Origin of the sequence: Nocardioides sp. Root1257, assembly GCF_001425175.1 — a bacterium.
Classification (GTDB): Bacteria; Actinomycetota; Actinomycetes; order Propionibacteriales; family Nocardioidaceae; genus Nocardioides.
The window spans coordinates 774,898-798,969 of record NZ_LMDV01000009.1; the positions used below are offsets into that span (position 1 = coordinate 774,898).

The window sequence follows — 24,072 nt, forward strand, 5'->3', positions numbered from 1 at the left end:
GCTCAGAAGGTGGCCGAGGCGGTGACCCGTTCGAGCAGGTCGGCCATGCCCTCGCGATCCCGGTCCCGGCCCACGACCGCGATGGTCGCGTAGGCCTGCGTGGAGCCGGGCTGGGGCAGGAAGCGCTCCATCGTGACGCGCAGGTGGCCGCCGCTCAGGTAGGTCGCCGTGAACCCGTCCTCCGACCGCTCCTCGACCACCAGGTGCTCCAGGTCGCCGTTGGCCTCGGCGTCCTCGAGCTTGCTGATCCGGAACTCTCGCGCGGCGTTGAGCGAGGCCCGGTCGCCGGCGATCAGCCCGACCCGGAGCATGTAGGTCGGCTGAGGGACGTCGGGGTCGGCGAAGTTCCACGAGTCGCCGCCCTGCAGCACCGCCCGCCGCCAGCCGACCGGCGCCGAGGCCCGCATCCGCAGGTCGCCGGTCCGGAACCTCGCGGGATGCAGCGGCAGGTCGGTCGCCAGGGGCGCGATGCCGGGGTCCGGCACGACGACGTACTCGTTGACCGGGTACGACGGGGACGCCGCCGGCACGGGTCCGGCCGAGATGCTCGCGGGCTCGTCCTCCTGCGACTGCCCGAAGGCGTAGCCCGCGGCACCGCCGACCACGACGAGCGCAAGCGCCAGCCCGATCCAGCGCACCCTCATGCGGCCACCGTATCCGGCGTGTCGTACGCCGGACACGCCCACCGGGCTGTGCCTAGAGTGTGGCCTGTTCACCACTCGGAGGGGCACCGGATGAACGATGTGTTGTTCGAGCGGCACCGGGAGCGCCTCGACGCGGCCGTCGCGGCCAGTGCGAGCCGGGGGTACTTCTCCGCGTTCGGCGAGTCCGTCCCGCCGTGGTCCTACCCGGCGGAGCAGAGCCGGGCCGGCACGCTGGCCTTCCGCGCCTGGCTGGACGAGGACTTCCCGATCGCAGCTCCCGGCACCGACGGCACGGTGGCCACCGAGCGCTCGCCGTACGGCTTCGACCTCGGGGTGCGCTACCCCCGGGTGGTCGATGTCGACGCCCTCCTGGCGCCCGTGCCCGGCGCCCGGGCCTGGCGCGACGCCGGTCCCGACGGCCGGGTCGGGGTGTGCTCGGAGATCCTGGACCGCCTGCACGCCCGCGGCTTCGAGATCGCCAACGCGGTCCGGCACACCAGCGGACAGCCGATCGCCATCGCGTTCTCCTACAGCGTTGCGAGCGCGCTGGACCGGAGTCTCGAGGCCCTCGCCTGGTCGTGGCGCGAGATGACGCGGATCGCGCCCACGACGGTGTGGCAGAGCCCCGCGCCCGGAGGCAGCCAGGTCGAGAAGACCTACACCGTCATCCCCCGCGGCATCAGCCTGGTCGTCGGCGGCTCGGCGTTCCCGACGTGGAACTCCTGGCCCGCGATCTTCGCCTCCCTCGTCGCCGGCAACCGGGTCGTCGTCCAGCCGCACCCGTCGGCCGTGCTGCCCCTGGCGATCACCGTCCAGATCTGCCAGGAGGTGCTGGCGGAGGCCGGGTTCGACACCGACCTGGTGACCCTGGCGGTCGGGGGCTGTGGCGACCGGCTGCACGAGCAGCTCGCCGTGCGCCCGGAGGTCAGGATCATCGACTTCATGGGGCCGGCCGGCTTCTGCGAGTGGCTCGAGGAGCGGGCCGGCCAGGCCGTGCTCTTCACCGGCTGCCCCGGGGTCAACAGCGTCGTCATCGACTCCACGCCCGACTTCGTGGGCATGTGCGACAACCTCGCGCTGTCCATCGCCGCGTGCGCCGGTCAGATGACCACGGCGCCACACAACCTGCTGGTGCCGAGGGCCGGCATCGACACCGACCAGGGGCCCCGGTCGCCACGCGAGGTGGCCGACGGCATCGCGGCGTCGCTGGACCGCCTGCTGCACCACGACCGGGGTGCCATCGAGGTGCTGGGCGCGCTGGCGAGCCCGGCGGTGCTGGCCTTCGCCGAGGCAGCCGCCCGCAAGGGCGAGGTGCTCATCCCGAGCCGCCGCATCGAGCACCCGTCGTACGTCGAAGCCGAGGTGCGCACGCCGGTGCTGGTCGGGCTGCAGGTCGCCGACGCCGACGTCTACTCGGGCGAGAGCCTCGGGGCGGTCTGCTACCTCGTCGAGACCGCGGACACCGAGGAGTCGATCGCGCTCTTCTACCTGATGGCGAGCCGGCACGGCGCCGTCACGGCGGCCGTCTACTCGACGTCGGCCGAGGTCGTGGAGGAGGTGCGGGAGGTCGCGCTCGACGTGGGCGTCGCGCTGTCGGAGAACCTCTACGGCGACGTCGTCGTCAACTCCGTCTCGTCGTTCTCCGACTTCCACGGCGCCGGCACCAGTCCGGCGTCGAGCGCGACGATCCTGGACGCGGCGTACGTGTCGCCCCGGTTCCGCATCGTCCAGTCGCGCCGCCAGGTCTGACCGATGAGTCACGGACTTCGAGCAGGTCTGTCGATTTCGTAGTCACCCGTTCGTGGAGAAGGTGACGGAACCTTCCCACCGAGGAGATCTGACGATGACCGACCTCAAGTCCCGCTGGCTGGCGCTCTACGTGCTGTGCCTGGGCGACCTCATGATCGTGCTCGACTCGAGCATCGTGAACGTCGCGCTGCCCTCCATCCAGGCCGACCTGGGCTTCTCCCAGTCGGCCCTCGCCTGGGTGGTCAACGCCTACCTCCTGACCTTCGGTGGCTTCCTGCTGCTCTCCGGCCGGCTCGGCGACCTGCTCGGCAACCGCCGGGTCTTCCTCGGCGGCGTGGTCGCGTTCGTGGCCGCCTCCGTCGCCTGCGGGCTCGCGCCGACGTCCGGCCTGCTGGTCGTCGGACGCGCGGTCCAGGGCCTCGGCGGCGCCGCCGTCTCGGCCGTGGCGCTCTCGCTGATCATGGGTCTCTTCACCGACCCGGCCGAGCGCGCCAAGGCGATGGGGTTCTTCGGCTTCGTGATGTCGGGTGGCGGCGCCGTCGGCGTGCTGCTGGGCGGGGTGCTGACCGGGCTCTTCTCCTGGCACTGGATCTTCCTGGTCAACGTGCCGATCGGCGTCGGCGTCTGGATCGCCGCCCGCCGGGTGCTGCCGCACGACGAGGTCGTCGAGGAGCGTGGCCGGATCGACGTGCTCGGCGCCGTCCTGGTGACGGGCGCCCTGATGTTGTCGGTCTACGGCATCGTCGAGACGTCGGCCCTGCTGATCGGCGCCGGCCTGGTGCTGCTCGCCGTCTTCGTGCTCTGGGAGTCGCGGGTTGCGGCGCCGCTGGTGCCGCTTCGCCTCTTCCGGCTGCGCAACGTCGTCGTCTCGCAGGTCGTGGGCGTCCTGTGGGCGGCCGCCATGTTCGCCTGGTTCTTCCTCGCCGCGCTCTACCTGCAGCAGGTGCTGGGGTACGACGCCCTCGAGGTCGGCCTCGCGTTCGTGCCGACCAGCGTCGTGATGGCCTACTGCTCATTGCGTGTCTCCGACAAGCTCGTCATGCGGTTCGGCATCCGGCCGCCGCTGGTGGCCGGCCTGGCCCTGGCCGCCGTCAGCCTGGCGCTCTTCTCCCGGGCGCCGGTCGACGGCAGCTTCGTCACCGACGTGCTGCCCTCGATGCTGCTGCTCGGCGCCGGTGCCGGGATCGCCTTCAACCCGGTGCTGCTCGCGGCCATGGGCGACGTCGAGCCGCACGAGTCCGGACTCGCCTCCGGCGTCGTGAACACGTCGTTCATGATGGGCGGCGCGCTCGGCCTGGCCGTCCTGGTCAGCATCTCGACGAGCCGGACCGAGTCCCTCGCCGCCGACGGCGCCTCGGCGATCGAGTCGCTCAACGGCGGGCTGCAGGTGGCCTTCGCGACCGGGGCCGTGGCCGCCGCCCTCGCCGCGCTCGTCGGCGGGCTGCTCCTCCGGCCCAAGCCCATGGTCGCTCCTGAGGGAGGCGCTCCTGAGGAGGTCGCTGCGGTCGAGGAGCCCTGCTCCGACGCAGTCTGACCGGGAAGGTCACCCTCGGATCAGGGACCGCTCCGGCAGCGCGCTAGCGTGCGCGGCATGTCGAGCCTGCTGATCCGCAACGCCCGCCTGGTGCCCCTCGTAGCCGGGGAGCCCGCCCCCGACTCGCCCGTCGACGTCGCGATCGAGGACGGCGTCGTGACCGCCGCCGGTCCGGCCCTCGACCGCCCCGCCGGTGCCGACGAGCTCGACGCCGAGGGCCGGTGGGCGACGCCCGGGCTCTGGGACCAGCACACCCACCTGGCGCAGTGGACGCTCGCGTCGCAGCGACTCGACCTCGCGGGCGCGCGGTCGCCGGAGGACGCGACCCGCGCCGTCGCCGAGCGGATCGCCGACTACCCCGACCTCCCCGTCATCGGCTGGGGACACCGCTCGGCCGGCTGGGACCGCGAGGTGACCGTGTCGGAGCTCGACGCGGTCTCGGGGGACACCGCCGTCGTGCTGATCAGCGGCGACGGCCACCACGCCTGGCTGAACACGACGGCGCTGCTGCACCTGGCGATGCCGGTCCGCGACTCGGTGGTCCGCGAGACGGAGTGGTTCGCGGCGTACCCGCGCCTGGCCACGCTCGTCGGCAACGACGGCACCTCGCCGGAGGCCTACCGGCGGATGCTCGACGAGGCGGCCTCGCGCGGCATCACCGGCATGGTCGACTTCGAGTTCGGCGCGAGCCGGGAGGACTGGGCGGAGCGGTGGACGCAGGACTGCGACCTGCTGCGGATCCGCTGGGCGACCTATCTGAACACCCTCGACGACGTGATCGCTGCCGGCCTGCGTACCGGTGACCCGCTGGCCGGCGACCCGCGGCTGACGATGGGTCCGCTGAAGATCATCAGCGACGGCTCGCTCAACACCCGCACGGCCTGGTGCTGCGAGCCCTACGGCGACGCGCACCGTCTCGAGTACCCGTCCGGGCAGCCGAACCTCTCCGGCGCCGAGCTGCGCGAGCAGCTCGGCCGGGCGCACCGGGCCGGCCTCGAGATCGCCACCCACGCCATCGGCGACGCGGCGGTGCAGGAGGCGCTCGCGGCGTACGCCGACACCGGCGCGCGCGGATCGGTCGAGCACGCGCAGATGGCCCGCCGCGACGACGTACGACGGATGGCGGAGCTCGGGATCCGCGCGAGCGTGCAGCCGGCGCACCTGCTCGACGACCGCGACCTCACCGACAAGATCTGGGGCGAGCGGGCGGAGCGCTGCTTCGCGTTCCGCTGGATGCTCGACGACGGGGTCGAGCTCGCCCTCGGCTCGGACGCCCCCGTCTCGCCGCTGGACCCGTGGCTCGCGATGGCCGCCGCGGTGCACCGCAGCGCCGACGAGCGCGGCCCGTGGCACGGCGAGCAGGCCCTCAGCGTGCGCGAGGTGCTGGCGGCATCGGTCGACGGTCAGCCCACCCTGGCGACCGGCTCTCGCGGCGACGTCGTGCTGCTCGACCGGGACCCGCTGCTGAGCGACCTCGACCAGCGCGACACCGCGTCGCTGGGCACGGCGCTGCGGACGATGCCGGTCGCCGCGACCGTCGTCGCGGGGCGGATCGCGCACCGCGCCTGAGCGTCAGCCCTTGCTCTGCAGGAGGTCGACGACCAACCCGGCGACGGCCTGCTGCTCCACGGCGAGCGGGTGGTAGGCGAGCGCCCTCGACGCCGACGTGACCCGGCCGTTGATCCACGGGTCGTCCGCGCAGATGTCGTGCCCGGCGCTCGCCGTCCAGATGTCGACGTACTCGGCGCGGGCGTCGCCCGCGGCGGCCTCGACCGTCCGTGTCAGGCCCTCGTTGACCTGACGGGCGAAGGCGTAGTCCCCGTCGGCGAGCGGGAGGTCGTCGCAGGACCCGGTCTCCGGGACGATCTGCGGGTAGCCGACGAGCAGCACCCGGGCGTGGGGGGCGCGGGTGCGCACCTCGTCGACCACGCCGACGAGGTTGTCGTGGATCCGCGCCAGCGTCGCGTCGAGACCGTCCGCGAAGCGCTGGGTGCACGGGCTGCCGACCGGGTTGCCGGCGCCGAGCTGCGTGCACTGGGCGAGCACGGTGCCGAAGAGCCCCTCGTCGTTGCCGCCGAGCCCGATCGTGACGAGGTCGGTGCTGCGGCGCACCGCGTCGAGCTGCGGCGGCACCGTGCCGGTCCGGCCCTGCTGCGCCGCTGCGATGTCGCCGGTCGTGGCGCCGCTGCAGCTGACGTCGGTGAGCTTCGTGCCCGCCATGGCGGTGGCCACCAGGGCGGGGTAGTTGACGCCCGAGCGCAGGCAGATGGTGCTCGTGTCGGTCGGCGGGACGAGCGGCGCCGCCGTGTAGGAGTCGCCCAGCGCGACGTACTGGTCGTACGCCGTCGGCGCCGCGGTCGGGCTGCCGGTGGTCTCGGCCGGTGCGGGCGCGGGCGTCGGTTCCGCCTCGCTGCAGCCGGCGAGCGCGGCGACAGCGAGCAGCAGGGCGGGGAGGGCGCGGCGCATGACCTCGACCGTACGGGCGGGGCGGATACTGGACGACATGGCCTCCACCGACGTCCCGGCGGCGCCGACCGGAGGCGAGTCCCTGCTCACGGTCGTCATCGCCCTCGCGGCGAACACGCTCCTCGCCATCGCCAAGACCGCGGCCGCCGTCCTCACCGGCTCGGCCGCGATGGTCGCGGAGGCTGCCCACTCGTGGGCGGACTCGGGCAACGAGGTCTTCCTGCTCGTCGCCGAGCGCAGCGGCAGCCGGCCGCGCGACGAGGAGCACCCGCGGGGCTACGGCCGCGCGACGTACGCCTGGTCGATGATCGCCGCCTTCGGGCTCTTCACCGCGGGCGCGGTGGTCTCGATCTGGCACGGCGTCACCCAGCTGACGAGCGAGTCCGAGGAGACCAGCTACCTCGTCAACTACGTCGTCCTCGGCATCGCCTTCCTGCTCGAGGGCACGTCCTTCCTCCAGGCCAGCCGCCAGGTCCACGGGGCGTCGCAGCGCCTCGCGATGCACCCGCTGCGCTACGTCGCGCAGACCTCGAACCCGACCCTGCGCGCCGTCTTCTTCGAGGACTTCTCCGCGCTCCTCGGCATCCTGATCGCCGGCGCCGGGATCGGGCTCCACCAGCTGACCGGCAACGGGATCTTCGACGCGATCGCGTCGATCGCCATCGGCGTCCTGCTCGCGCTCGTCGCGATCTTCCTCATCCGTCGCAACATGGACTACCTCCTCGGCGAGCCGCCCACCGCCGAGACCCGGTCCCGGGTGATCGCCGGACTGCTCGACCACCCGCAGATCGAGCGCCTCACCTACCTGCACCTGGAGTACGTCGGGCCGGCGCGGCTGTTCGTCGTCGCCGCGGTCGACCTGGTCGGCGACGACACCGAGGACCACCTCGCCATCCGCCTGCGGCAGGTGGAGACCGACATCGAGCAGCACCCCCTCGTCGAGGACGCCGTGCTCACCCTGGCGCTGCCCGATCGCCCGTCGCTGACGCCCTGACCCAGGCCCGCCCGGGCAGCCGCCCGGGGGCACGACCGCTGTAACGCGGGGTTAGACCCACTAGGCACCCCGTTCGAACGGGGTCACCAGTGCCCCTAACCCCGCGTTACAGCCGAGCGGCGCAGCCGTGCACCACCACCTCATGAGGACCGCCCCGGCACCGACTTCCGAGCGAATTTCGGCGAAACGCTTGACGTCGAATAAGTAAGTGCGCTGAACTAACAAACGTGACCACGACCTCTCCGGTGGGCCGGCAGCTCCGGCCCCGCGGCAAGCTCCTCCAGGAGGACGCCCGTCGCCACCACCGGTCGCTGCTGCTCCAGCAGCTCTTCCGGGAGGGGCCGGCGAGCCGCGCGGACCTGGCCCGGACCAGCGGCCTGACCCGCGTGACCGTCTCCGACCTGGTCGGCGAGCTGGTCGCGGACGGCCTGGTCGAGGAGCTCGGGGCACCCGCCGAGAGCCGCGTCGGCAAGCCGCCGACGCTGGTCGGCCTGGCCGCGGACTCGACGCACATCATCGGCATCGACCTCTCGGCGACCGACCGGATGACCGGGGCCGTCATCAACCTGGCCGGCGAGGTGCAGGCCCGCCACGAGCTGCCGCTCGACGGCGCTGTCGGTGCGGACGCCGTCGCGCTGGTCCACCGGCTCGCGACCGAGCTGATCGGCATGACCGCGCGGCCCGTGCTCGGTGTCGGCGTCGGCAGCCCCGGCGTGGTCGACGCCGACGGCACCGTGATCGACGCACCCAACCTCTCCTGGACCGACACCCCGCTCGCCGCCAGCCTCGCCGAGGCTCTCGGGGTCCCGGTCTTCGTCGCGAACGACGCCAACACCGCCGTGCTCGGCGAGCACACGTTCGGCGCCTCCGGCGACGGTGGCCTGATGGTGCTCCGGGTCGGGACCGGTGTCGGTGCCGGCCTGGTGCTCGGCGGCTCCCTGCTGCACGGCCACCTCGGCGCCGCCGGCGAGATCGGCCACGTGGTCGTCGACCCGGACGGCGAGCGCTGCGCCTGCTCGCGCACCGGCTGCCTCGAGACGATCCTCGCGGTCCCGCACCTGCGGCGGCGCCTCGCCGAGGGCGCGGACCCGACCGAGGTCCTCGGCGGGGTCGGGGAGCAGCTCGGGGCCGCGCTGGCGCCGGTCGTCGGGACCCTCAACCTGCACGAGCTGGTGCTGAGCGGCCCGCAGGAGCTGCTCGACGGCCCGCTCCTGGAGGCGACCGACCGCAGCATCCGCGTGCGGACCATGCCGGTCAGCTCGGCGGGCCTCGTGGTCCGCACCTCGACGCTCGGCGAGGACGTGGTCCTCGTCGGTGCAGCCGTCCTCGTCCTGGCCGGACAGCTCGGCGTGTCCTGACGACCCCAACTCGGAACCCATCTCGGAACCACCACCACCCACCACCACATCAGCAGAGAAGCTCGACGAGAGGAAACAGCGGTGCGCATCAAGAAGCCCCTCAGGAACGCTGCGGCGGTCGCGGCCATCGCCACGATGGCCGTGGCGTCCCTGGCCGCGTGCGGCAGCGACAGCAGCGACGGCGACGCGTCGAGCGACGGACCCAAGACCGCGGACATCCGCGTCTGGCTCAACGGCACGGACACCCCGCAGGAGGCGCGGGACTGGCTGAAGAAGACCTTCGAGGACGAGAACCCCGGCTCCACGCTGACCATCGAGCAGCAGGAGTGGGACGGCCTCGTCGAGAAGCTGACGACCTCGCTCTCCAGCGAGTCCGAGACCCCGGACGTCGTCGAGATCGGCAACACCCAGGCCCCGACCTTCACCTCGGCCGGCGCGTTCTCCGACATGACCGACCAGCTCGACAGCCTCGGTGGCGACGACCTGCTCCAGGGCTTCGTCGACGGCGCCACCGTCGACGGCGCGACGTACGCCGTGCCGTACTACGCCGGGTCGAAGTACGTCTTCTACCGCAAGGACCTCTTCAAGGCCGCCGGCATCACCGCCGTGCCGACCACGATGGACGAGTTCATCGACGACGCCGTCAAGCTGAAGCAGGCGAACCCCAAGCCGGCCAACTTCTCCGGCTTCTGGTTCCCCGGTCAGGACTGGCGCAACGGCGCCGCCTTCATCTGGGACGCCGGCGGCGACCTGGCGACGGCCGATGGCGACCAGTGGTCGGGCGCCCTCGAGAGCCCCGAGTCGATCGCCGGTCTCGAGACCGCGCAGAAGCTCTTCACCGAGGCGTCGGGCGCGGCCAAGGACGGCAACGAGGCCGACTCGTGGACGCCGTTCTGCGCCGGTGAGATCGGCATGGTCTCGGCCCCCGGCTGGATCAAGGGCCTGATCCTGGACCCGAAGACCGGGTGCCCCGACACGTACGGCAAGCAGATCGGCGTCTTCGCCCTGCCCGGCACCGACGGCCAGCCCGCCCCGGTCCTCCTCGGCGGCTCGGACATCGCGATCGCGGCCAAGTCCGCCAACCAGGAGCTGGCCCAGAAGGCCGTCGCCCTGATGCTCAGCAAGGACTACCAGACGATCATGGCGAAGGCCGGCCTCACCCCCGCGCTGAACTCGCTCGCCCCGCTCCTCGGTGACGACGAGTTCGCTGCCGCCACGATCGCCGCCGCGTCCAACGCCAAGCTCACCCCGGCCGCGCCGGGCTGGGCCAACGTCGAGGGCTCCCGGGTCCTCGAGGACCTGTTCAGCGGCCTGGCCCAGGGCGGCGACCCCGCCGAGCTGGCGGCCAAGGCCGACGAGCAGATGAACGAGCAGATCAACGGCTGACCCAGCCACCGGCAGCACCCAGCAGCACCCGGCCGGGGCGGTGTGAACCGCCGCCCCGGCCGTGGCATGCCCACAATGTTCGACCGGACCGGTCGGAAGGAGGACGTGATGACTGACCAGATCGTCGGCAAGCCGCCCCGCGCGCGGCGTACGCCACTGCCCTACCTGCTGCTGGTCCCGGCCGCGGTCGCGCTCGTCGTGGCCCTCGGCTACCCGCTCGTGCGCCAGGTCATCCTGTCCTTCCAGGACTACGGCCTCGCCCAGCAGTTCGGGAAGCCACCCGAGTGGGTCGGGGTCGACAACTACCGCGACCTCGTCACCGACCCCTACCTGTGGCGGGTCACGCTCCGCTCGCTGGTCTTCTGCCTGGTCAACGCCGTGGCCACGATGGTGATCGGCGTCGGCCTCGCCCTCCTGATGCGGCACATGGCGAAGGGCGTCCGGCTGCTGCTGCAGACCGGCCTCCTGCTCGCCTGGGCGATGCCCGTCGTCGCGTCCCTCACCGTCTGGCAGTGGCTCTTCGACACCAACTACGGCGTCATCAACTACGCGCTCACCAAGCTGGGCTTCGACTTCGAGGGCCATCCCTGGCTGCTGCAGCCGCTCTCCTTCTTCTTCGTCGCGACCGTGATCGTCGTGTGGATGAGCGTGCCGTTCGTCGCGTTCACCGTGTACGCCGCGCTCACCCAGGTGCCCGAGGAGCTGATGGAGTCGGCGGAGATCGACGGCGCCGGGGCGGTCGGCCGGCTGCGCCACATCGTGTTCCCCGCGGTGCGTCCGGTCCTGCTCGTGGTCGCGCTGCTCCAGGTCATCTGGGACCTGCGCGTCTTCACCCAGATCTACATCCTCCAGCAGGCTGGTGGGTCCACCCGCGACACCAACCTGCTCGGCACCTACATCTACCGGCTCGGGATCGGCGGCGGGAAGTTCGGCATGGCCGCGGCCGTCGCCATCTTCATGCTCGCGCTGACGGTCCTCCTGACCGCGCCGTACGTCCGGTCCATGCTCAAGCAGGAGAGGGAGGACTGAGATGCCTCGCCCCGCCAGCCGCCCCCTGCGCGTCACGGCCAACGTCGTCGGCGTGATCGCGTTCGTGATCGCCGCGTTCCCCGTCTACTGGATGGTGAACAGCTCGTTCCTCGACCGCAACGAGATCCGCAACCCGGTCCCCACCTGGGTGCCGTTCGGCGGCGACCTCGACAACTTCCGGACCGTGTTCGAGGGCGACCAGTTCCTCAACGCGATGAAGATCAGCCTGATGGTGACCCTGCTGACGATCGTCGTCGCGCTGGCCTTCGCGTTCATCGCGTCCGTGGCGCTGTCGCGGTTCCGGTTCCGTGGCCGGATGTCCTTCATCGTGACCCTGCTGATCATCCAGATGATCCCGGTCGAAGGACTCTTCATCTCCCAGTACAAGATGCTGGAGACGATGAACCTGCTCAACACGGTCGTCGGTCTCAGCCTGGTCTACGTCTCCCTGGTGCTGCCCTTCACGATCTGGACCCTGCGCGGCTTCGTCACCGGTGTGCCCTACGAGCTCGAGGAGGCCGCGATGATGGACGGCTGCTCGCGCACCCAGGCCTTCTTCCGGATCACCTTCCCGCTGCTGGCGCCCGGCCTCGTGGCGACCGGTGTCTTCGGGTTCATCCAGGCGTGGAACGAGTTCTCCCTCGCGCTCATCGTGATGACGCGCGAGGACCACCGCACCCTGCCGCTGTGGCTCTCGACCTTCACCGACGTCAACCGCGGCACCGACTGGGGCGGCATCATGGCCGGCTCCACCCTGATCGCCGTGCCGGTCATCATCTTCTTCCTGGTCGTCCAGGGCCGGATGGTCAGCGGCCTCACCTCGGGTGCGGTGAAGGGATGACCCCGCCCACGACCGAGCTCGACACGCTGGCCCTGCAGGTCCTGCTGCCGGCGTTCGTCGGCACGACGCTGCCCGACGAGTACGCCGGCCTGCTCGCCGAGGGACTCGGTGGCATCTGCTACTTCGGGCCCAACACCGCCGACGGCCCCGAGGCGGTCGCGCGCCTGAGCGCGGCGATCCGCGCGGCCAACCCGGACGCCGTCATCGCCGTCGACGAGGAGGGTGGCGACGTCACCCGTCTGCACGCCCTCGACGGCAGCCCGGTGCTCGGCCCGGCGGCGCTCGGCGCCGCCGACGACGTCGAGCTGACCCGCGCGGTCGGCCGCTCGATCGGCGCGGAGCTCGCCGCGGTCGGGATCAACCTCGACCTCGGCCCGGTCGCGGACGTCAACAGCAACCCGGACAACCCGGTCATCGGCACCCGCAGCTTCGGCACCGAGCCGGCCCTGGTCGCGCGCCACGTCGCCGCCTGGGTCACCGGCCTCCAGGAGGCCGGCGTCGCCGCCTGCGCCAAGCACTTCCCGGGCCATGGGGACACCGCGCAGGACAGCCACCTCGAGCTGCCCACCGTCGACGCCGACCTCGCGGTGCTGCGCACCCGCGAGCTGGTGCCGTTCGCGGCGGTCGTCGAGGCGGGGATCGCCTCGGTGATGACCTCGCACATCGTGGTGCCCGCCGTCGACCCCGACCTGCCCGGCACCCTCAGCGAGCCCGTGCTCGGGCTGCTGCGCGACGAGCTGGCGTACGACGGCGTGATCGTCAGCGACGCCCTCGACATGGCCGGCGCGTCCGCCGGGCGCGGCATCCCGGAGGCGGCGGTCCTGTCGCTCGCGGCCGGTGCCGACCTGCTCTGCATCGGCACCGACGTCGCCGTCGAGACGGTCCGCGCGACCCAGGCGGCCATCGTCGCCGCCGTACGCGACGGGCGGCTCCCGGAGGAGCGGCTGCGATCCGCGGCCGCCCGGACCGCGCAACTGCGCCGCTACGACATGGGCGGGGCGCCGGACGCTGCCGTTCCAGCGCAAGTGCGCGCCGCGCGCGCGGCCACCCTCGTCGAGGGCGAGCTGCCCGACCTGACGGGCGCCGAGATCGTGAGTGTCTCCACGGCCGCCAACATCGCGATCGGCGAGGTCCCGTGGGGGATCCCACCGGACCGCACGATCGCGCCGGGGGAGCCGGTCACGGGCGACCGCCCGGTCGTGCTCCAGGTCCGCGACGCCCACCGCCGGCCGGAGATCGTCCTCGACGGCGCGGCCGTCGTGGTCGAGTGGGGGTGGCCCGGACCGTACGACGGGCCGGTGCCGAGGATCTGCCCCCGCGGCTACTCTCGTCCCGGAGCGGCCGCTGTGACCGAACTGCTGCGAAAGGCCGGGTGGGAGCGGTGACCGCCGCGCTGAGTGTGGGTCTCGACATCGGGGCCACCAAGACCCTGGGGCTGGTGCTCGACGTCGACGGCGCGATCCTGGCCGAGGTGCGGGAGCCGACCAAGCCCGGCGCGGACGGCATCGTCGCCTCCGCCGCGCGGGTCTACGACGCGCTCCGGGTGGCCATCGGCCAGCCCCTCGACGGGGTCCTCGGGGTCGGCATCCCCGGGCTCGTCGACGTCGAGCGGGGAGCGGTGAAGCACGCCGTCAACCTGGGGGTCGACGGCGACTGGCTGCCGCTGCGCGACCTGCTCGCGGCGCGACTCGGCGTCCCCGTCGCGCTCGAGAACGACGTCAACGCGGCCACCCTCGGTGCGGCCGCCCTGAGCCATGAGGGGGGCCACGCCAGCGACCTCGTCTACCTGAGCATCGGCACCGGGCTGGCCGCCGGCCTCGTCCTCGACGGCCGGCTCCGGCGCGGCGCGCACGGCGCCGCCGGGGAGATCGGCCACGTGCCCGTCGACCCGCAGGGCGTCGTCTGCCAGTGCGGCCAGCGCGGCTGCCTCGAGACGATCGCCTCCGGCTCGGCCCTCGCCGCGGCATGGCCGGCCGGCGACGTACCGCCCGCGCAGGCGCTGTTCGCCGCGGCCCGCAGCGGGGACCCCACCGCGATCGCCGCGCGCGACCGCTTCTCCGCAGGGGTCGCCAGCGCGATCCGGGTGCTCAGCCTGGCCGTCGACCCGGAGAGCATCGTGCTCGGCGGCGGCGTCGCGCAGCTGGGCGAGCCGCTGCGGCTCGCGGTCGCCCAGGCCCTGCTGGAGCAGGCGGCGAGCTCGCCGTTCCTGGCGTCGCTCGACCTGGCCGGACGGCTGCGGGTCGTCCCGTCCGACTACCCGGTCGCGGCCGTCGGCGCCGCGTTCCTCGGTCGATGAGCACGGTCTCGGGCCTCGTCGACCTCCAGGTCAACGGCGCCGCCGGCATCGACCTGACCGCCGAACCGCACCGGCTCTGGGAGGTCGCGTCCGTCCTGCCGGCGTACGGCGTCGTCGCGTTCGTGCCCACCGTGATCACCTCCGACCCGGCGGCCCGGCGTACGGCGCTGGACACGCTCGCGGCCGGACCGCCCGCGGGCTGGACCGGGGCCGAGCCGCTCGGCCTGCACTTCGAGGGGCCGATGATCGCGCCGTCCCGCAAGGGCGCGCACCCGGAGCACTGGCTGCGTCCGCCGTCGCTCGACCTCGTCGACGGCTGGTCGCGGGAGAGCGGCGTCGTGATGGCGACGATCGCACCCGAGCTGCCCGGAGCCCTCGAGGTGATCGAGCGGCTGGTCGCCGAGGGCGTCGTCGTCTCGGTCGGCCACACCGCGGCCGGCACCGCCGAGGTTGCCGCGGCCGTCGAGGCCGGCGCGCGCTGCGTCACCCACCTCGGCAACGCGATGGCGCCGGTGCTGCCGCGCGACCCCGGCCCCGTCGGCACCGCCCTGGGTGGTTCTCTGGGTGGAGAACATCTGGTCGCCGGGGTGATCGTCGACGGCCACCACCTCGACCCGCTCTTCGTCCGGATGGCCTGGCGGGCCCTCGGGCCGGACCGCTTCCTGTCGGTCTCCGACACCACCGCCGGCCTCGGCCTGCCCGACGGACCGGCCCGGCTCGGCGACCAGGACGTCGTCGTGTCGGACGGCACCGTGCGCCTGCACGACGGCACCCTCGCCGGCTCGGCCGCGTCCCTCCTCGACTGCCTGCGCACCCTGGTCGCCCAGACCGGCTGCTCGGTCGAGGACGCGCTCACGACGGCCACCACCACGCCGCTCACCCTGCTGGGCCTGCCGCCCCGCGAGGAGCGGATCGAGCTCACCGACGACCTGGAGCTGCTCTGATGGAGGTCGTCCCGCTCGCCACCGCCGAGGAGGTCGGCGCCGTCGCCGCCGACGCGATCGAGGCGCTGGTCCGCCGCGTGCCCGAGGCCGTGCTGGGTCTCGCCACCGGGTCGAGCCCGCTCCCGACCTACCAGGAGCTGGTCCGCCGCCACCGCGACGGCTCGGGCCCGTCGTACGACGCGGTGCGCTGCTTCACGCTCGACGAGTACGTCGGGCTGCCGGTCGGTCACCCGGAGACCTACCGGGAGACGATCTTCCGCGAGCTGACCGACGGTCTCGGCATCGCGCGGGGGCGGGTCGCGAGCCCCGACGCGATGGACCCCGAGCACGCGGGCGACCGCTACGAGAGCGCCATCCGCAGCGCCGACGGGATCGACCTGCAGGTGCTGGGGATCGGCGCCGACGGCCACCTGGCGTTCAACGAGCCCGGCTCGTCGCTGGCGTCCGGGACCCGGATGAAGACCCTGACCGCGCAGACCCGGCGCGACAACGCCCGCTTCTTCGGCTCGGTCGACGAGGTGCCCCGCCACGTCCTGACCCAGGGCCTCGGCACCATCCTGCGCGCCCGGCACCTGCTGCTGGTCGCGACCGGCGCGGGCAAGGCGGCGGCGGTCGCCGCGGCGGTCGAGGGGCCGCTCTCCGCGTCGTGCCCGGCGTCGGTGCTCCAGCTGCACGCCCACGCGACGGTCTTCGTCGACGAGGCCGCGGCCGCCGGCCTCGATCGGCTCGACTACTACCGCGAGGTGTACGCCGGAAAGCCCGCCTGGCAAGGGTTGTAGCGCTCGGTCACGCCTGCAGCCAGGTCCGCAGCACGAACTCGCACTCGGTGAGCTCGGCCGTGGGGACGAACTCGCCGGCGGCGTGAGCCAGGGCGGGATCACCCGGGCCGAAGACCTCGACCGCGATGCCGCGCGCGGCCAGGAGGTCGGCCCCGGAGCAGCTCAGCGGCGTCGCCGTCGTGAACTCACCCGACGTCGGCTCGAGCACGACCGCCCGACCGACGTCGAGGACGTCCGGCCGGGCGTCGGCGAGGGCGGAGAGCCCGTCGGACTCGCCGCCGGCGTACAGGACGAAGGTGACGTCGCGGTCGTACGCCGTCAGCGCGGCGCGCAGCAGCACCGCGAGGCCGCCCTTCGCATCGCACGCGCCGGGGCCGAAGAGCTTCCCCATCTCGACGTAGGCGAAGGAGTCGGGATCGCCGGCGACGGTGTCGAGGTGCCCCGCGACCAGCACTCGCTCGCCAGCCCCCTCGCGCACGAGCGTGCGGGCGACGACACTGTCGCCGACCCGCTCCACCGTGAGGTGGGCGAGCGGCGCCAGGGCGCTCTCGACCGAGTCGGCGAGGGCCGCCTCGTCGCCGGTCCCCGAGCCGATGTTGACCAGCGACATCGTGAGCGAGACGACGTCCAGGTCGAGCAGCAGGGGCATGGTGAAGTCACTCATCTGAGCCTCCGGTGAAGTGACGGGTGAACCCGGGGCCGGTCACGGTGACGTCGTACCGACCGTCCCGGACGGCGACCGGGACGGTCACGACGCGCGGACGCGTCGTCGAGGACTCCGGCACGGTGACGGCGGCAGGCCCGCTGACGCCGTCGAGCCAGAGGTGGATCCCGCGCGTCGCGCCGGCGTTGGCGAGCAGGAGCGACACCGCCCCGTCGGCCACCTCGATCTCCGCCGACGGCGCGTAGGGGAGCGGTCGCGCCGGGACCGCACCGGGACCGGACGCGTCGACCGTCTCGCCGAGGTCGAGAGCGCCGACGAGGTCACCGCACACCCGGCGGCGCCACTCGGTGAGCCAGATCCGGGCCTCGCGGCCGCGGCTGGCGGTCCAGCGCTCGGTCAGCTGGATGAGCGACGTGTGGTCGCACACCTCGTCGCTCACCCAGGCCCGGTCGGTCCACGGTGTGTGCAGCAGCAGCGTCCCCGGCGCGCCGAGTGCGGCACCCCACCGCTCCACGACGGGAGCCGCGTCGCCGCCACCGAGGGCGACGGCCACGAGGGTCGCCGGCGGCAGGCCGTCGAGCCCGGCGAGCACCGCCTGCACGGTCTCGCGGCTCGCCTCGACCACGGTGACGTCGCCCAGGGTGTCGGGCAGCGAGGCCCGCAGGTGCACGGTGACGTCCGCGTCCCGCAGGGCGGCGGCGAAGCTCGGCCAGACCCGCTCCGCGCGCTCCTCGCCGTCCGGCGTGAGGTGGTAGCCGCGGCAGGTCGTGACGTGCTCGGGCAGGTCGGTGACGGAGGCGTACGGCACGTCCTCGGCGATGACGAGTAGCAGGTGCTCGAGGTCCTTCAGGGCGGCCACAGTGCGTCACTTTGGCACGGATTGCATAGGGAGCCTAACGATCATCTGGCGACACCCTGGCGTTCACCGGACGGGCACGGTCTGTTGCGGCATCGGCGTGATGCTCACGCCTCGTGACACTCCTGAAGAGCTGGCGCGCCGTGGTCGCCGCCGTCGTGACCACCGCCCTGACCGCGACGATGGCCGCCCTCGTCGCAGGTCCCGCGGAGGCGGCGGTGACGCCGCCGGACCACCTCGTGATCGCCGCCGTGTGGGGCGCCAACTCCGACACGGCCCAGTGGACCAACGACTGGATCGAGCTCTACAACCCCACCGACGCCGACATCGCCCTGGGCACCGTCAGTGGCGGAGCGGTCACGTCCAGCGGCTACAGCCTGTGCTACCGAGGCGTCAGCACCTCGCCCCAGAAGTGCAGCACCACCGTGAAGCTGACGGGCACCGTGAAGGCGCACCACTACTTCTTCGTCTGGTACGCGAATGCGCACACGCCGGCCGACGACGGCACCTATCCCGCCGGGTTCACCCCGGACCTGGACGTGGCCGTCAAGACCGCGGCGAACGGACAGCAGCAGGGCAGCAACATGGGCGGGTGCAACACCGGCGGACAGGTGCTCCTGCTCGACCCGAACGCCAGCAACGCCAGCGCTGCTGCGACCTTCACCGGCGACCTCTCCTCCCCGACGGCGAAGGCAGCCGGCGTCGTCGACGGCGTCGGCTGGATGAACGCGGGCACCACCCAGCCCAACGCGGCGGAGTCGAACGGCGCCACCCCGATCGCCGGTGTCAACGCGGGGACGACCAACGCGTGCGTCATCGCGCGCACCTTCACCGACGGCGTCCCGGTCGACACCGACACCAACCGCACCGACTTCTCGATCGCCGCGCCTGCCACCTTCGCCATCCACTCGCAGATCAGCGACCACGTCGCCGTCGACGCGGTGCCGGACACGGAGGTCAGCCGCGGCGAGGCGATGGCTCCGATCCAGGTCAAGGGTCGCAAGGGCACCGGCGCGCTGAGCTACGCGGCCGACGGCCTGCCCGACGGTGTCGCCATCGACCCGGCCACCGGTGTCATCGGCGGTACGCCGGCGGAGACCGACGCCCTCCAGGGCTACCCGGTCACCGTCACCGTGACCGACAGCTCGCCGACCGGTGCCGAGACCGCGACGACCTCCTTCACGCTCACCGTGAGCAGCACGCTGCGCGTAGACGCGCAGGCCGACGTCACGGTCCGCAAGGGCACCGCCCTCGAGCCGATCCAGATCAGTGCTCACGGCGGCACGCCGGACTACCAGTACGCCGCGACCGGGCTGCCGTCCGGCGTCGCGATCGACCCCGCCACCGGTGTCGTCAGCGGCACCCCGACCGCCCCGGTCGGCCGCTACGCCGTGCACGCCACCGCGACGGACAGCGGCGTCGGCGGGGCCGCCCAGTCGGCGTCCGTCGACTTCACGATCGTCGAGCGACCGAAGGCCTCGTCGCCCGGCGGGGGCGATGCGCTCACGGCCCTGCGGATCAACGAGGTCAGGGCGACGGGCACGCCGGGCGACGACTGGGTCGAGATCGTCAACACCGGCGCCGCCGTCACGGGCGCCGCGGTGAGCATCGTCGACGTGGACGGCGCGACCTACCACGTGCCGACCCAGGACGTGGCCGCCCACGGCTTCGTCGTCGTCGACGGGTCCGACCTCGACGCTGCGGGCCTCGACCTGACCACCGGCACCACGCTCGACCTCACCTCGGCCGACGACACGCTCCTGGACGAGACCACGCTGACCTCGTTGCCGTCGACGTCCTGGGCGCGCTTCCCCGACGGCACGGGTGACTTCGCCGTCGCCAAGCACGACACCCGCGGGGCCACCAACAGCGTGCCCGCGGCGTACGCCACCGACCACCTCGTCGTCGCTGCGGTGTACGGCGCGGACGGCACGGCGTTCAACAGCGACTGGGTGGAGCTCTACAACCCGACCGACGAGCCCGTCGTCCTCGGCACGATCGACGGCAACGGGGTGGTCACGCCGAACTACTACCAGTGCTACCGCTCCAACTCGTCCAACACGTGCTCGTCGATGAAGCTCTACGGCACCGTGCAGCCGCACCACTACTTCCTGGTCTGGAACGGGCACAACGCCGACGCCAACGTCGACGCCCACAGCAAGGGCGTGCCGCCGGCCGGCATCACGCCGGACCTGGACTTCCGCTACGGGTCCAACGACACCAACAGCGCCGCGACCAAGGCAGCCAACGACCCGTCCGGGCAGAGCAACAACGGCTTCGGCGGCTGCAACACCGGCGGCCAGCTCTGGCTGCTGAACGCCTCGAGCAACGGCGTGGCGCCGGGTGGCGACATGTCGTCCGTCTCTGCGCGTGCCGCCGGGGTGGTCGACGGCGTCGGGTGGACCGCCAACGGCGCCACCCAGCCGACCGGGGCCGAGAGCACCGGGGCCGAGACCGTCACCGGCCTGAGCTCGGGCACCAACAACGCCTGTGTCATCACCCGCCGCTACGCGTCCGGCTACGCGATCGACTCCGACGCCAACAGCACCGACTTCACCACCGTCCAGGACCCGGGCACCGTCGTCCTCCACGCCCAGGCGAGCGACCGCGTCGCGATCACGCCGATCGGTGCCACCGAGATCTCCCTCAACGGGCCGATGGACCCGATCCAGGTCGAGGCGACGGCGATCTGGGGCGACCTGACGTACGCCGCCACCGGCCTGCCGGGCGGCATCTCGATCGACCCGAGCACGGGCATCATCAGCGGCACGCCGACGGCCAGCGACGAGCTCGGCGACTACCCGGTCACGGTCACCGTCTCCGACGACGTCCCCAGCGACACGGCCACGACGTCGTTCACGCTGACCGTGAGCAAGGTCCTGCGCCTGGACCCGATCTCCGACCTCTCGGTGCACCAGGGCGCTGCTCTCACCGGCGTGCACGCGACGGCTCACGGCGGCTTCCCCGGCTACACGTACGCCGCCACCGGCCTGCCGGCCGGCGTCGCGATCGACCCGGCCACCGGCGTCATCAGCGGCACGCCGACCGCCGCACTCGGTCGCTACGACGTGCACGTCACCGCCACCGACAGCGGGACCGGCGCCGAGCAGGGCTCCGTCTCGCGGGACTTCACGATCGTCGTGCTCCCGCCGGTGGGCGGCCCGTCCTCGGGCGACCCGCTCGCGGGGCTGGCCCTCAACGAGGTCAGGACGACGGGCACCCCCGCCAAGGACTGGGTCGAGATCTACAACACCGGCGACGCCCTCGACGGTGCGGCCCTCGCCCTCGAGGACCGCGCGGGCGACACGTACGTCGTGCCCACGCAGGACGTCGCCGCCCACGGCTTCGTCGTCGTCGACGGTGCCGACCTCGACGCCGCCGGGCTCGACCTCGCAGCCGACGACACGCTCTACCTGACCGAGGCCGACGGCACGCTCCTCGACGAGACCTCCTGGTCCTCGCGGCCGACGACCTCGTGGGCGCGCCACCCCGACGGCACCGGCGAGTTCGGCGTCGCGGCCTACGCGACCAGGGGCGCCCCCAACAGCGGCCCGCCGGAGATCAGCCCCAACGACCTGCTCGTGACCGAGGTCAACTACGACAACAACTCGACCGACTACTACGAGTACAGCGAGATCACGAACACCACCGACCACCCGATCGACTTCTCGGCCTACGGCCTCACCGTCACCAAGAGCGGCGCGGTGATGACGCTCCACGACCCGTCGGACACCTCCCAGCACTCGCCCACGATCAACCCGGTCATCCCGGCGCACGGGACCCAGGTCTTCTGGTGGGTCGAGAACCAGTACGGCGCCACGCTCGACGTCGGCGCCAAGACGTCGGCGCAGTTCCGCGCGAACTACGGGATCCCCACCACGACGCCCGTGGTGCTCGTCTACGGGTTCGCCTCGATGGCCAACTCGGGCGGTGACCACAGCTTCTACATCTCGGTCAACAAGGGCAGCACGCTGGTCTCGCGGGCGTACGTCGACACCCCGTGCGCGGCCAACACCTTCAACGGTGCGGCCGTCTGCACCGCGACCAACGGCAACTACGCCGAGCACTACCGGACGCCGGCGGACCGCTCCAGCGCGGACGCGGCGGTCTGGTACAACTCGCTGTACGCCGGGGGCGACTCCGTCGGACACCCGCTGAAGAAGGCGCTGAGCAGCCCCGCCACCGTCGACCTCGAGCAGCTCGGCTTCACCCGGGGCGTCAAGATCACGGCGACGAGCAGCACGTCGCTGACGCTGACCAACACGACGAGCTCCGCGGTCGACCTGTCCGGCTACGTGCTCGAGGACCGGGCCGGCGCCGACCACGTCCTGCCGCCCGGCACGACGCTCGCTGCCGGTGCCGACCTGGTGCTCCCGTCGAGCGACACCGGCTTCACCCTCGGCGCCACCGACTGGGTGACGCTGCTCGCGCCGCGTGGCTACGCCTACACCGACGGCGCGGGCATCGTGGACACCACCGGGCCGCTGCTCACGGCGGTGCCCTACGACTCCAGCACCGGCGGTGAGCCGGTGATCGACGAGACCACGGGCCTGCCGCTGCCCCCGGCCGGGGGTCTCTACCGCCCGGCCGGCATCTCGGCCGCCGACGGCACCGTCTACGTCTCCAACACCGGCGACAACGTGCTGGCGTCCATCACCGACGGAGAGACCAGCACCGTGGCGGGCTCGCTCACCGGGTACGGCGACCTCGGCGACGAGGGACCGGCCAAGGACGCGCAGCTCTACCAGCCGGGCGGCACCGCCGTCGACGCCGACGGCAACATCTACGTGGCCGACAGCGGGGACAACGTGATCCGCAAGGTGACGGCCGACGGCGTCATCCACCGCTTCGCCGGCACCGGCGTGGCGGGCGGAGCGGGCGCCACGGTCACCGCGGCCAGCACGCCCCTCAGCGTGAACCTCTGGCACCCGAACGACGTCGCCGTCGACAGTGCGGGCAACGTGTTCATCGCGGACACCTACGACAACCGGGTCCTCGAGGTCTCCGCGGCCGGTGCGATCTCCGTGGTCGCCGGCACCGGACGGGCCGGCTACACCGGGGACGGCACGGCCGGCCCGAGCGCGCGGCTCTCCCAGCCCGCGGGCGTCGCCGTGGACAGCGAGGAGAACGTCTACATCGCCGACGCCTCCAACAACGTCGTGCGCCGCGTCGACGGCTCGACGGGTCAGATCACCACCGTGGCGGGCGACTACGCCAAGAACCAGTCGACGAACGGCTGCCTCGGCGCCTACTCCGGCGACGGGGGACCGGCGACCTCGGCGCAGCTCAACACCCCGCAGGACGTCGCCCTCGACGGCGAGGGCAACCTCTTCATCGCCGACACCTTCAACCACGCGATCCGCCAGGTCAGCCCCGGCGGCACCATCTCGACCCTGGTCAACACCTCGGCGAAGGCCGGGACGGAGAACCTCAGCCCGGTGGGCGGCGGCTCCTTCCCGTGGGGCACGCACCTGAACACGCCGTACGCCGTGGCGGTCGACCGCACGACCAACATCGTCTACATCGCCGACACCAAGAACAACGCGGTCGCCCAGGTGGTGCACGCGGCGTTCACCGGCGACGCCTCCGGCCCGGTCGAGCCGCCCGAGCAGGTCGCGATCACGGGCTCCGGCACGGCGGCGAACGCCTGCGCCGTCCTCCTGAACGGGCCGGTCGTCTCGGCGAGTGCGCCGACCGTCTCGGGGACCCTCGCCGTGGGCTCGACCCTCACCGCCGACGCCGGCGCGTGGTCGCCGACCCCGGACTCCTTCACCTACCAGTGGCTGCGCGACGGCGTGCCGATCAGCGGCTCGACGCAGGCGACCTACACGGCGACGACCGCCGACGCCGGTCACCTGGTGTCGGTCGCGGTCACGCCGGTCAAGGACGGCTTCTCGTCGACCAGTACGACGTCGGCGGCCGTCCTGATCCCGGTGCCGGTCGACCCGCAGGAGAAGACGCTGACGACGGTCGTGCCGACCGTCTCCGGCGGGTTCGTCGTCGGCTCGAAGGTGCGGGCCGTGGCCGGGGCCTGGAAGGCGGGCACCACCCCGGTGACGTCGTTCGACTACCAGTGGCTGCGCAACGGCGTCCCGATCCCCGGCGCCACGTCGGCGACCTACACGGTGACGACGGCCGACTACCGGACCCGCGTCGCCGTCCAGGTGACCGGCGCCTACCCGACGTACACGACGGCGTCCGCGCTCTCCGCGTCGCACGTCGTGGCGGCGGGCGCCCTGACCCGCGGGAAGCCGGCGATCCACGGCCCGGCCAAGGTCGGCCGCAGGCTGACGGCCTCCCCGGGCACCTGGCGCGCCGGGACGGTCAAGCTGACCGCCTCCCACCTGAGGTACCAGTGGTTCGCCGGCGGCAAGCGCATCGCGGGCGCCACGAAGGCGGCGTACAAGATTCCGCGGAAGCTCGCCCACCAGCGGATCACGGTCCGGGTCACCGGCCTCTACCCCGGCTACGCCACGGCCACCGCCACCTCCCGGCCGACGCCCGCCGTCAAGACCACGTGACAGCCTCCGCA

The 24,072-nt window shown here is 72.7% G+C and carries 17 protein-coding genes; 13 read left to right on the forward strand and 4 right to left on the reverse strand.

Annotated features, from left to right (window positions below):
• Positions 1 to 2: 2 nt before the first annotated feature.
• Positions 3 to 644: a hypothetical protein gene (locus ASC77_RS17795; protein ID WP_156391159.1), complete on the reverse strand. Its 642-nt coding sequence runs from the start codon at positions 642 to 644 to the stop codon at positions 3 to 5.
• Between the two features lie 90 nt (positions 645 to 734).
• Between ASC77_RS17795 and paaN the strand changes: the two genes are divergently transcribed.
• From paaN to ASC77_RS17810, 3 genes are all read left to right on the forward strand, one after another.
• Positions 735 to 2,393, forward strand: coding sequence for a phenylacetic acid degradation protein PaaN (gene paaN / locus ASC77_RS17800; RefSeq protein WP_056156018.1), 1,659 nt, complete (start codon positions 735 to 737; stop codon positions 2,391 to 2,393).
• A gap of 94 nt (positions 2,394 to 2,487) precedes the next feature.
• Positions 2,488 to 3,927, forward strand: coding sequence for a DHA2 family efflux MFS transporter permease subunit (locus ASC77_RS17805; RefSeq protein WP_056156020.1), 1,440 nt, complete (start codon positions 2,488 to 2,490; stop codon positions 3,925 to 3,927).
• Between the two features lie 57 nt (positions 3,928 to 3,984).
• The gene (locus tag ASC77_RS17810; RefSeq protein ID WP_056156022.1) at positions 3,985 to 5,496 is read left to right on the forward strand and encodes an amidohydrolase; all 1,512 of its coding nucleotides are present in this window, start codon (positions 3,985 to 3,987) and stop codon (positions 5,494 to 5,496) included.
• Positions 5,497 to 5,499: 3 nt separating this feature from the next.
• On the opposite strand, the gene ASC77_RS17815 is transcribed toward ASC77_RS17810, so the two are convergent.
• Entirely contained in the window at positions 5,500 to 6,393 is an 894-nt protein-coding gene (locus tag ASC77_RS17815; protein ID WP_056156025.1) for an SGNH/GDSL hydrolase family protein, read from the reverse strand.
• A gap of 37 nt (positions 6,394 to 6,430) precedes the next feature.
• Between ASC77_RS17815 and ASC77_RS17820 the strand changes: the two genes are divergently transcribed.
• The 9 genes from ASC77_RS17820 to ASC77_RS17860 all read left to right on the forward strand — a co-directional run bounded on the left by ASC77_RS17820 (position 6,431) and on the right by ASC77_RS17860 (position 16,020).
• The gene (locus ASC77_RS17820; protein WP_056156027.1) at positions 6,431 to 7,387 is read left to right on the forward strand and encodes a cation diffusion facilitator family transporter; all 957 of its coding nucleotides are present in this window, start codon (positions 6,431 to 6,433) and stop codon (positions 7,385 to 7,387) included.
• A gap of 227 nt (positions 7,388 to 7,614) precedes the next feature.
• Complete coding sequence (locus ASC77_RS17825) at positions 7,615 to 8,745, forward strand: ROK family protein (RefSeq protein WP_082574879.1); 1,131 nt, start codon at positions 7,615 to 7,617, stop codon at positions 8,743 to 8,745.
• An 81-nt stretch (positions 8,746 to 8,826) separates the two neighbouring features.
• The gene (locus ASC77_RS17830; RefSeq protein ID WP_200945019.1) at positions 8,827 to 10,131 is read left to right on the forward strand and encodes an extracellular solute-binding protein; all 1,305 of its coding nucleotides are present in this window, start codon (positions 8,827 to 8,829) and stop codon (positions 10,129 to 10,131) included.
• Between the two features lie 108 nt (positions 10,132 to 10,239).
• Positions 10,240 to 11,160, forward strand: coding sequence for a carbohydrate ABC transporter permease (locus tag ASC77_RS17835; protein WP_056156593.1), 921 nt, complete (start codon positions 10,240 to 10,242; stop codon positions 11,158 to 11,160).
• 1 nt (position 11,161) lies between these two features.
• Complete coding sequence (locus ASC77_RS17840) at positions 11,162 to 12,001, forward strand: carbohydrate ABC transporter permease (RefSeq protein WP_056156033.1); 840 nt, start codon at positions 11,162 to 11,164, stop codon at positions 11,999 to 12,001.
• Positions 11,998 to 13,386, forward strand: coding sequence for a glycoside hydrolase family 3 protein (locus ASC77_RS17845; protein WP_056156035.1), 1,389 nt, complete (start codon positions 11,998 to 12,000; stop codon positions 13,384 to 13,386). The genes ASC77_RS17840 and ASC77_RS17845 overlap by 4 nt, the downstream gene beginning before the upstream one ends.
• Entirely contained in the window at positions 13,383 to 14,297 is a 915-nt protein-coding gene (locus tag ASC77_RS17850; protein WP_235547775.1) for an ROK family protein, read from the forward strand. The genes ASC77_RS17845 and ASC77_RS17850 overlap by 4 nt, the downstream gene beginning before the upstream one ends.
• Positions 14,294 to 15,241, forward strand: a complete 948-nt coding sequence (locus ASC77_RS17855; protein WP_056156038.1) for an N-acetylglucosamine-6-phosphate deacetylase — start codon at positions 14,294 to 14,296, stop codon at positions 15,239 to 15,241. Before ASC77_RS17850 ends, ASC77_RS17855 begins: the two co-directional genes overlap by 4 nt.
• Positions 15,241 to 16,020, forward strand: coding sequence for a glucosamine-6-phosphate deaminase (locus ASC77_RS17860; protein ID WP_056156041.1), 780 nt, complete (start codon positions 15,241 to 15,243; stop codon positions 16,018 to 16,020). The genes ASC77_RS17855 and ASC77_RS17860 overlap by 1 nt, the downstream gene beginning before the upstream one ends.
• Positions 16,021 to 16,027: 7 nt before the next feature.
• Here ASC77_RS17860 and ASC77_RS17865 read toward each other — a convergent pair whose 3' ends face one another.
• Entirely contained in the window at positions 16,028 to 16,684 is a 657-nt protein-coding gene (locus ASC77_RS17865; RefSeq protein WP_056156043.1) for a M20/M25/M40 family metallo-hydrolase, read from the reverse strand.
• Positions 16,677 to 17,543, reverse strand: a complete 867-nt coding sequence (locus ASC77_RS17870) for a phospholipase domain-containing protein (protein WP_056156046.1) — start codon at positions 17,541 to 17,543, stop codon at positions 16,677 to 16,679. Before ASC77_RS17870 ends, ASC77_RS17865 begins: the two co-directional genes overlap by 8 nt.
• Positions 17,544 to 17,656: 113 nt before the next feature.
• Between ASC77_RS17870 and ASC77_RS27525 the strand changes: the two genes are divergently transcribed.
• Positions 17,657 to 24,061, forward strand: a complete 6,405-nt coding sequence (locus ASC77_RS27525; RefSeq protein ID WP_056156049.1) for a putative Ig domain-containing protein — start codon at positions 17,657 to 17,659, stop codon at positions 24,059 to 24,061.
• Positions 24,062 to 24,072 lie beyond the last annotated feature (11 nt).

Bases quoted from the DNA above. Each gene is read 5' to 3' on its own strand.
- ASC77_RS17820 (WP_056156027.1), top strand. From the start codon at position 6,431: ATGGCCTCCACCGACGTCCCGGCGGCGCCGACCGGAGGCGAGTCCCTG.
- ASC77_RS17795 (WP_156391159.1), bottom strand. From the start codon at position 644: ATGAGGGTGCGCTGGATCGGGCTGGCGCTTGCGCTCGTCGTGGTCGGC.
- ASC77_RS17810 (WP_056156022.1), top strand. From the start codon at position 3,985: ATGTCGAGCCTGCTGATCCGCAACGCCCGCCTGGTGCCCCTCGTAGCC.
- ASC77_RS17815 (WP_056156025.1), bottom strand. From the start codon at position 6,393: ATGCGCCGCGCCCTCCCCGCCCTGCTGCTCGCTGTCGCCGCGCTCGCC.
- ASC77_RS17835 (WP_056156593.1), top strand. From the start codon at position 10,240: ATGACTGACCAGATCGTCGGCAAGCCGCCCCGCGCGCGGCGTACGCCA.
- ASC77_RS17805 (WP_056156020.1), top strand. From the start codon at position 2,488: ATGACCGACCTCAAGTCCCGCTGGCTGGCGCTCTACGTGCTGTGCCTG.
- ASC77_RS17845 (WP_056156035.1), top strand. From the start codon at position 11,998: ATGACCCCGCCCACGACCGAGCTCGACACGCTGGCCCTGCAGGTCCTG.
- paaN (WP_056156018.1), top strand. From the start codon at position 735: ATGAACGATGTGTTGTTCGAGCGGCACCGGGAGCGCCTCGACGCGGCC.
- ASC77_RS17860 (WP_056156041.1), top strand. From the start codon at position 15,241: ATGGAGGTCGTCCCGCTCGCCACCGCCGAGGAGGTCGGCGCCGTCGCC.
- ASC77_RS17840 (WP_056156033.1), top strand. From the start codon at position 11,162: ATGCCTCGCCCCGCCAGCCGCCCCCTGCGCGTCACGGCCAACGTCGTC.
- ASC77_RS17855 (WP_056156038.1), top strand. From the start codon at position 14,294: ATGAGCACGGTCTCGGGCCTCGTCGACCTCCAGGTCAACGGCGCCGCC.
- ASC77_RS17865 (WP_056156043.1), bottom strand. From the start codon at position 16,684: ATGAGTGACTTCACCATGCCCCTGCTGCTCGACCTGGACGTCGTCTCG.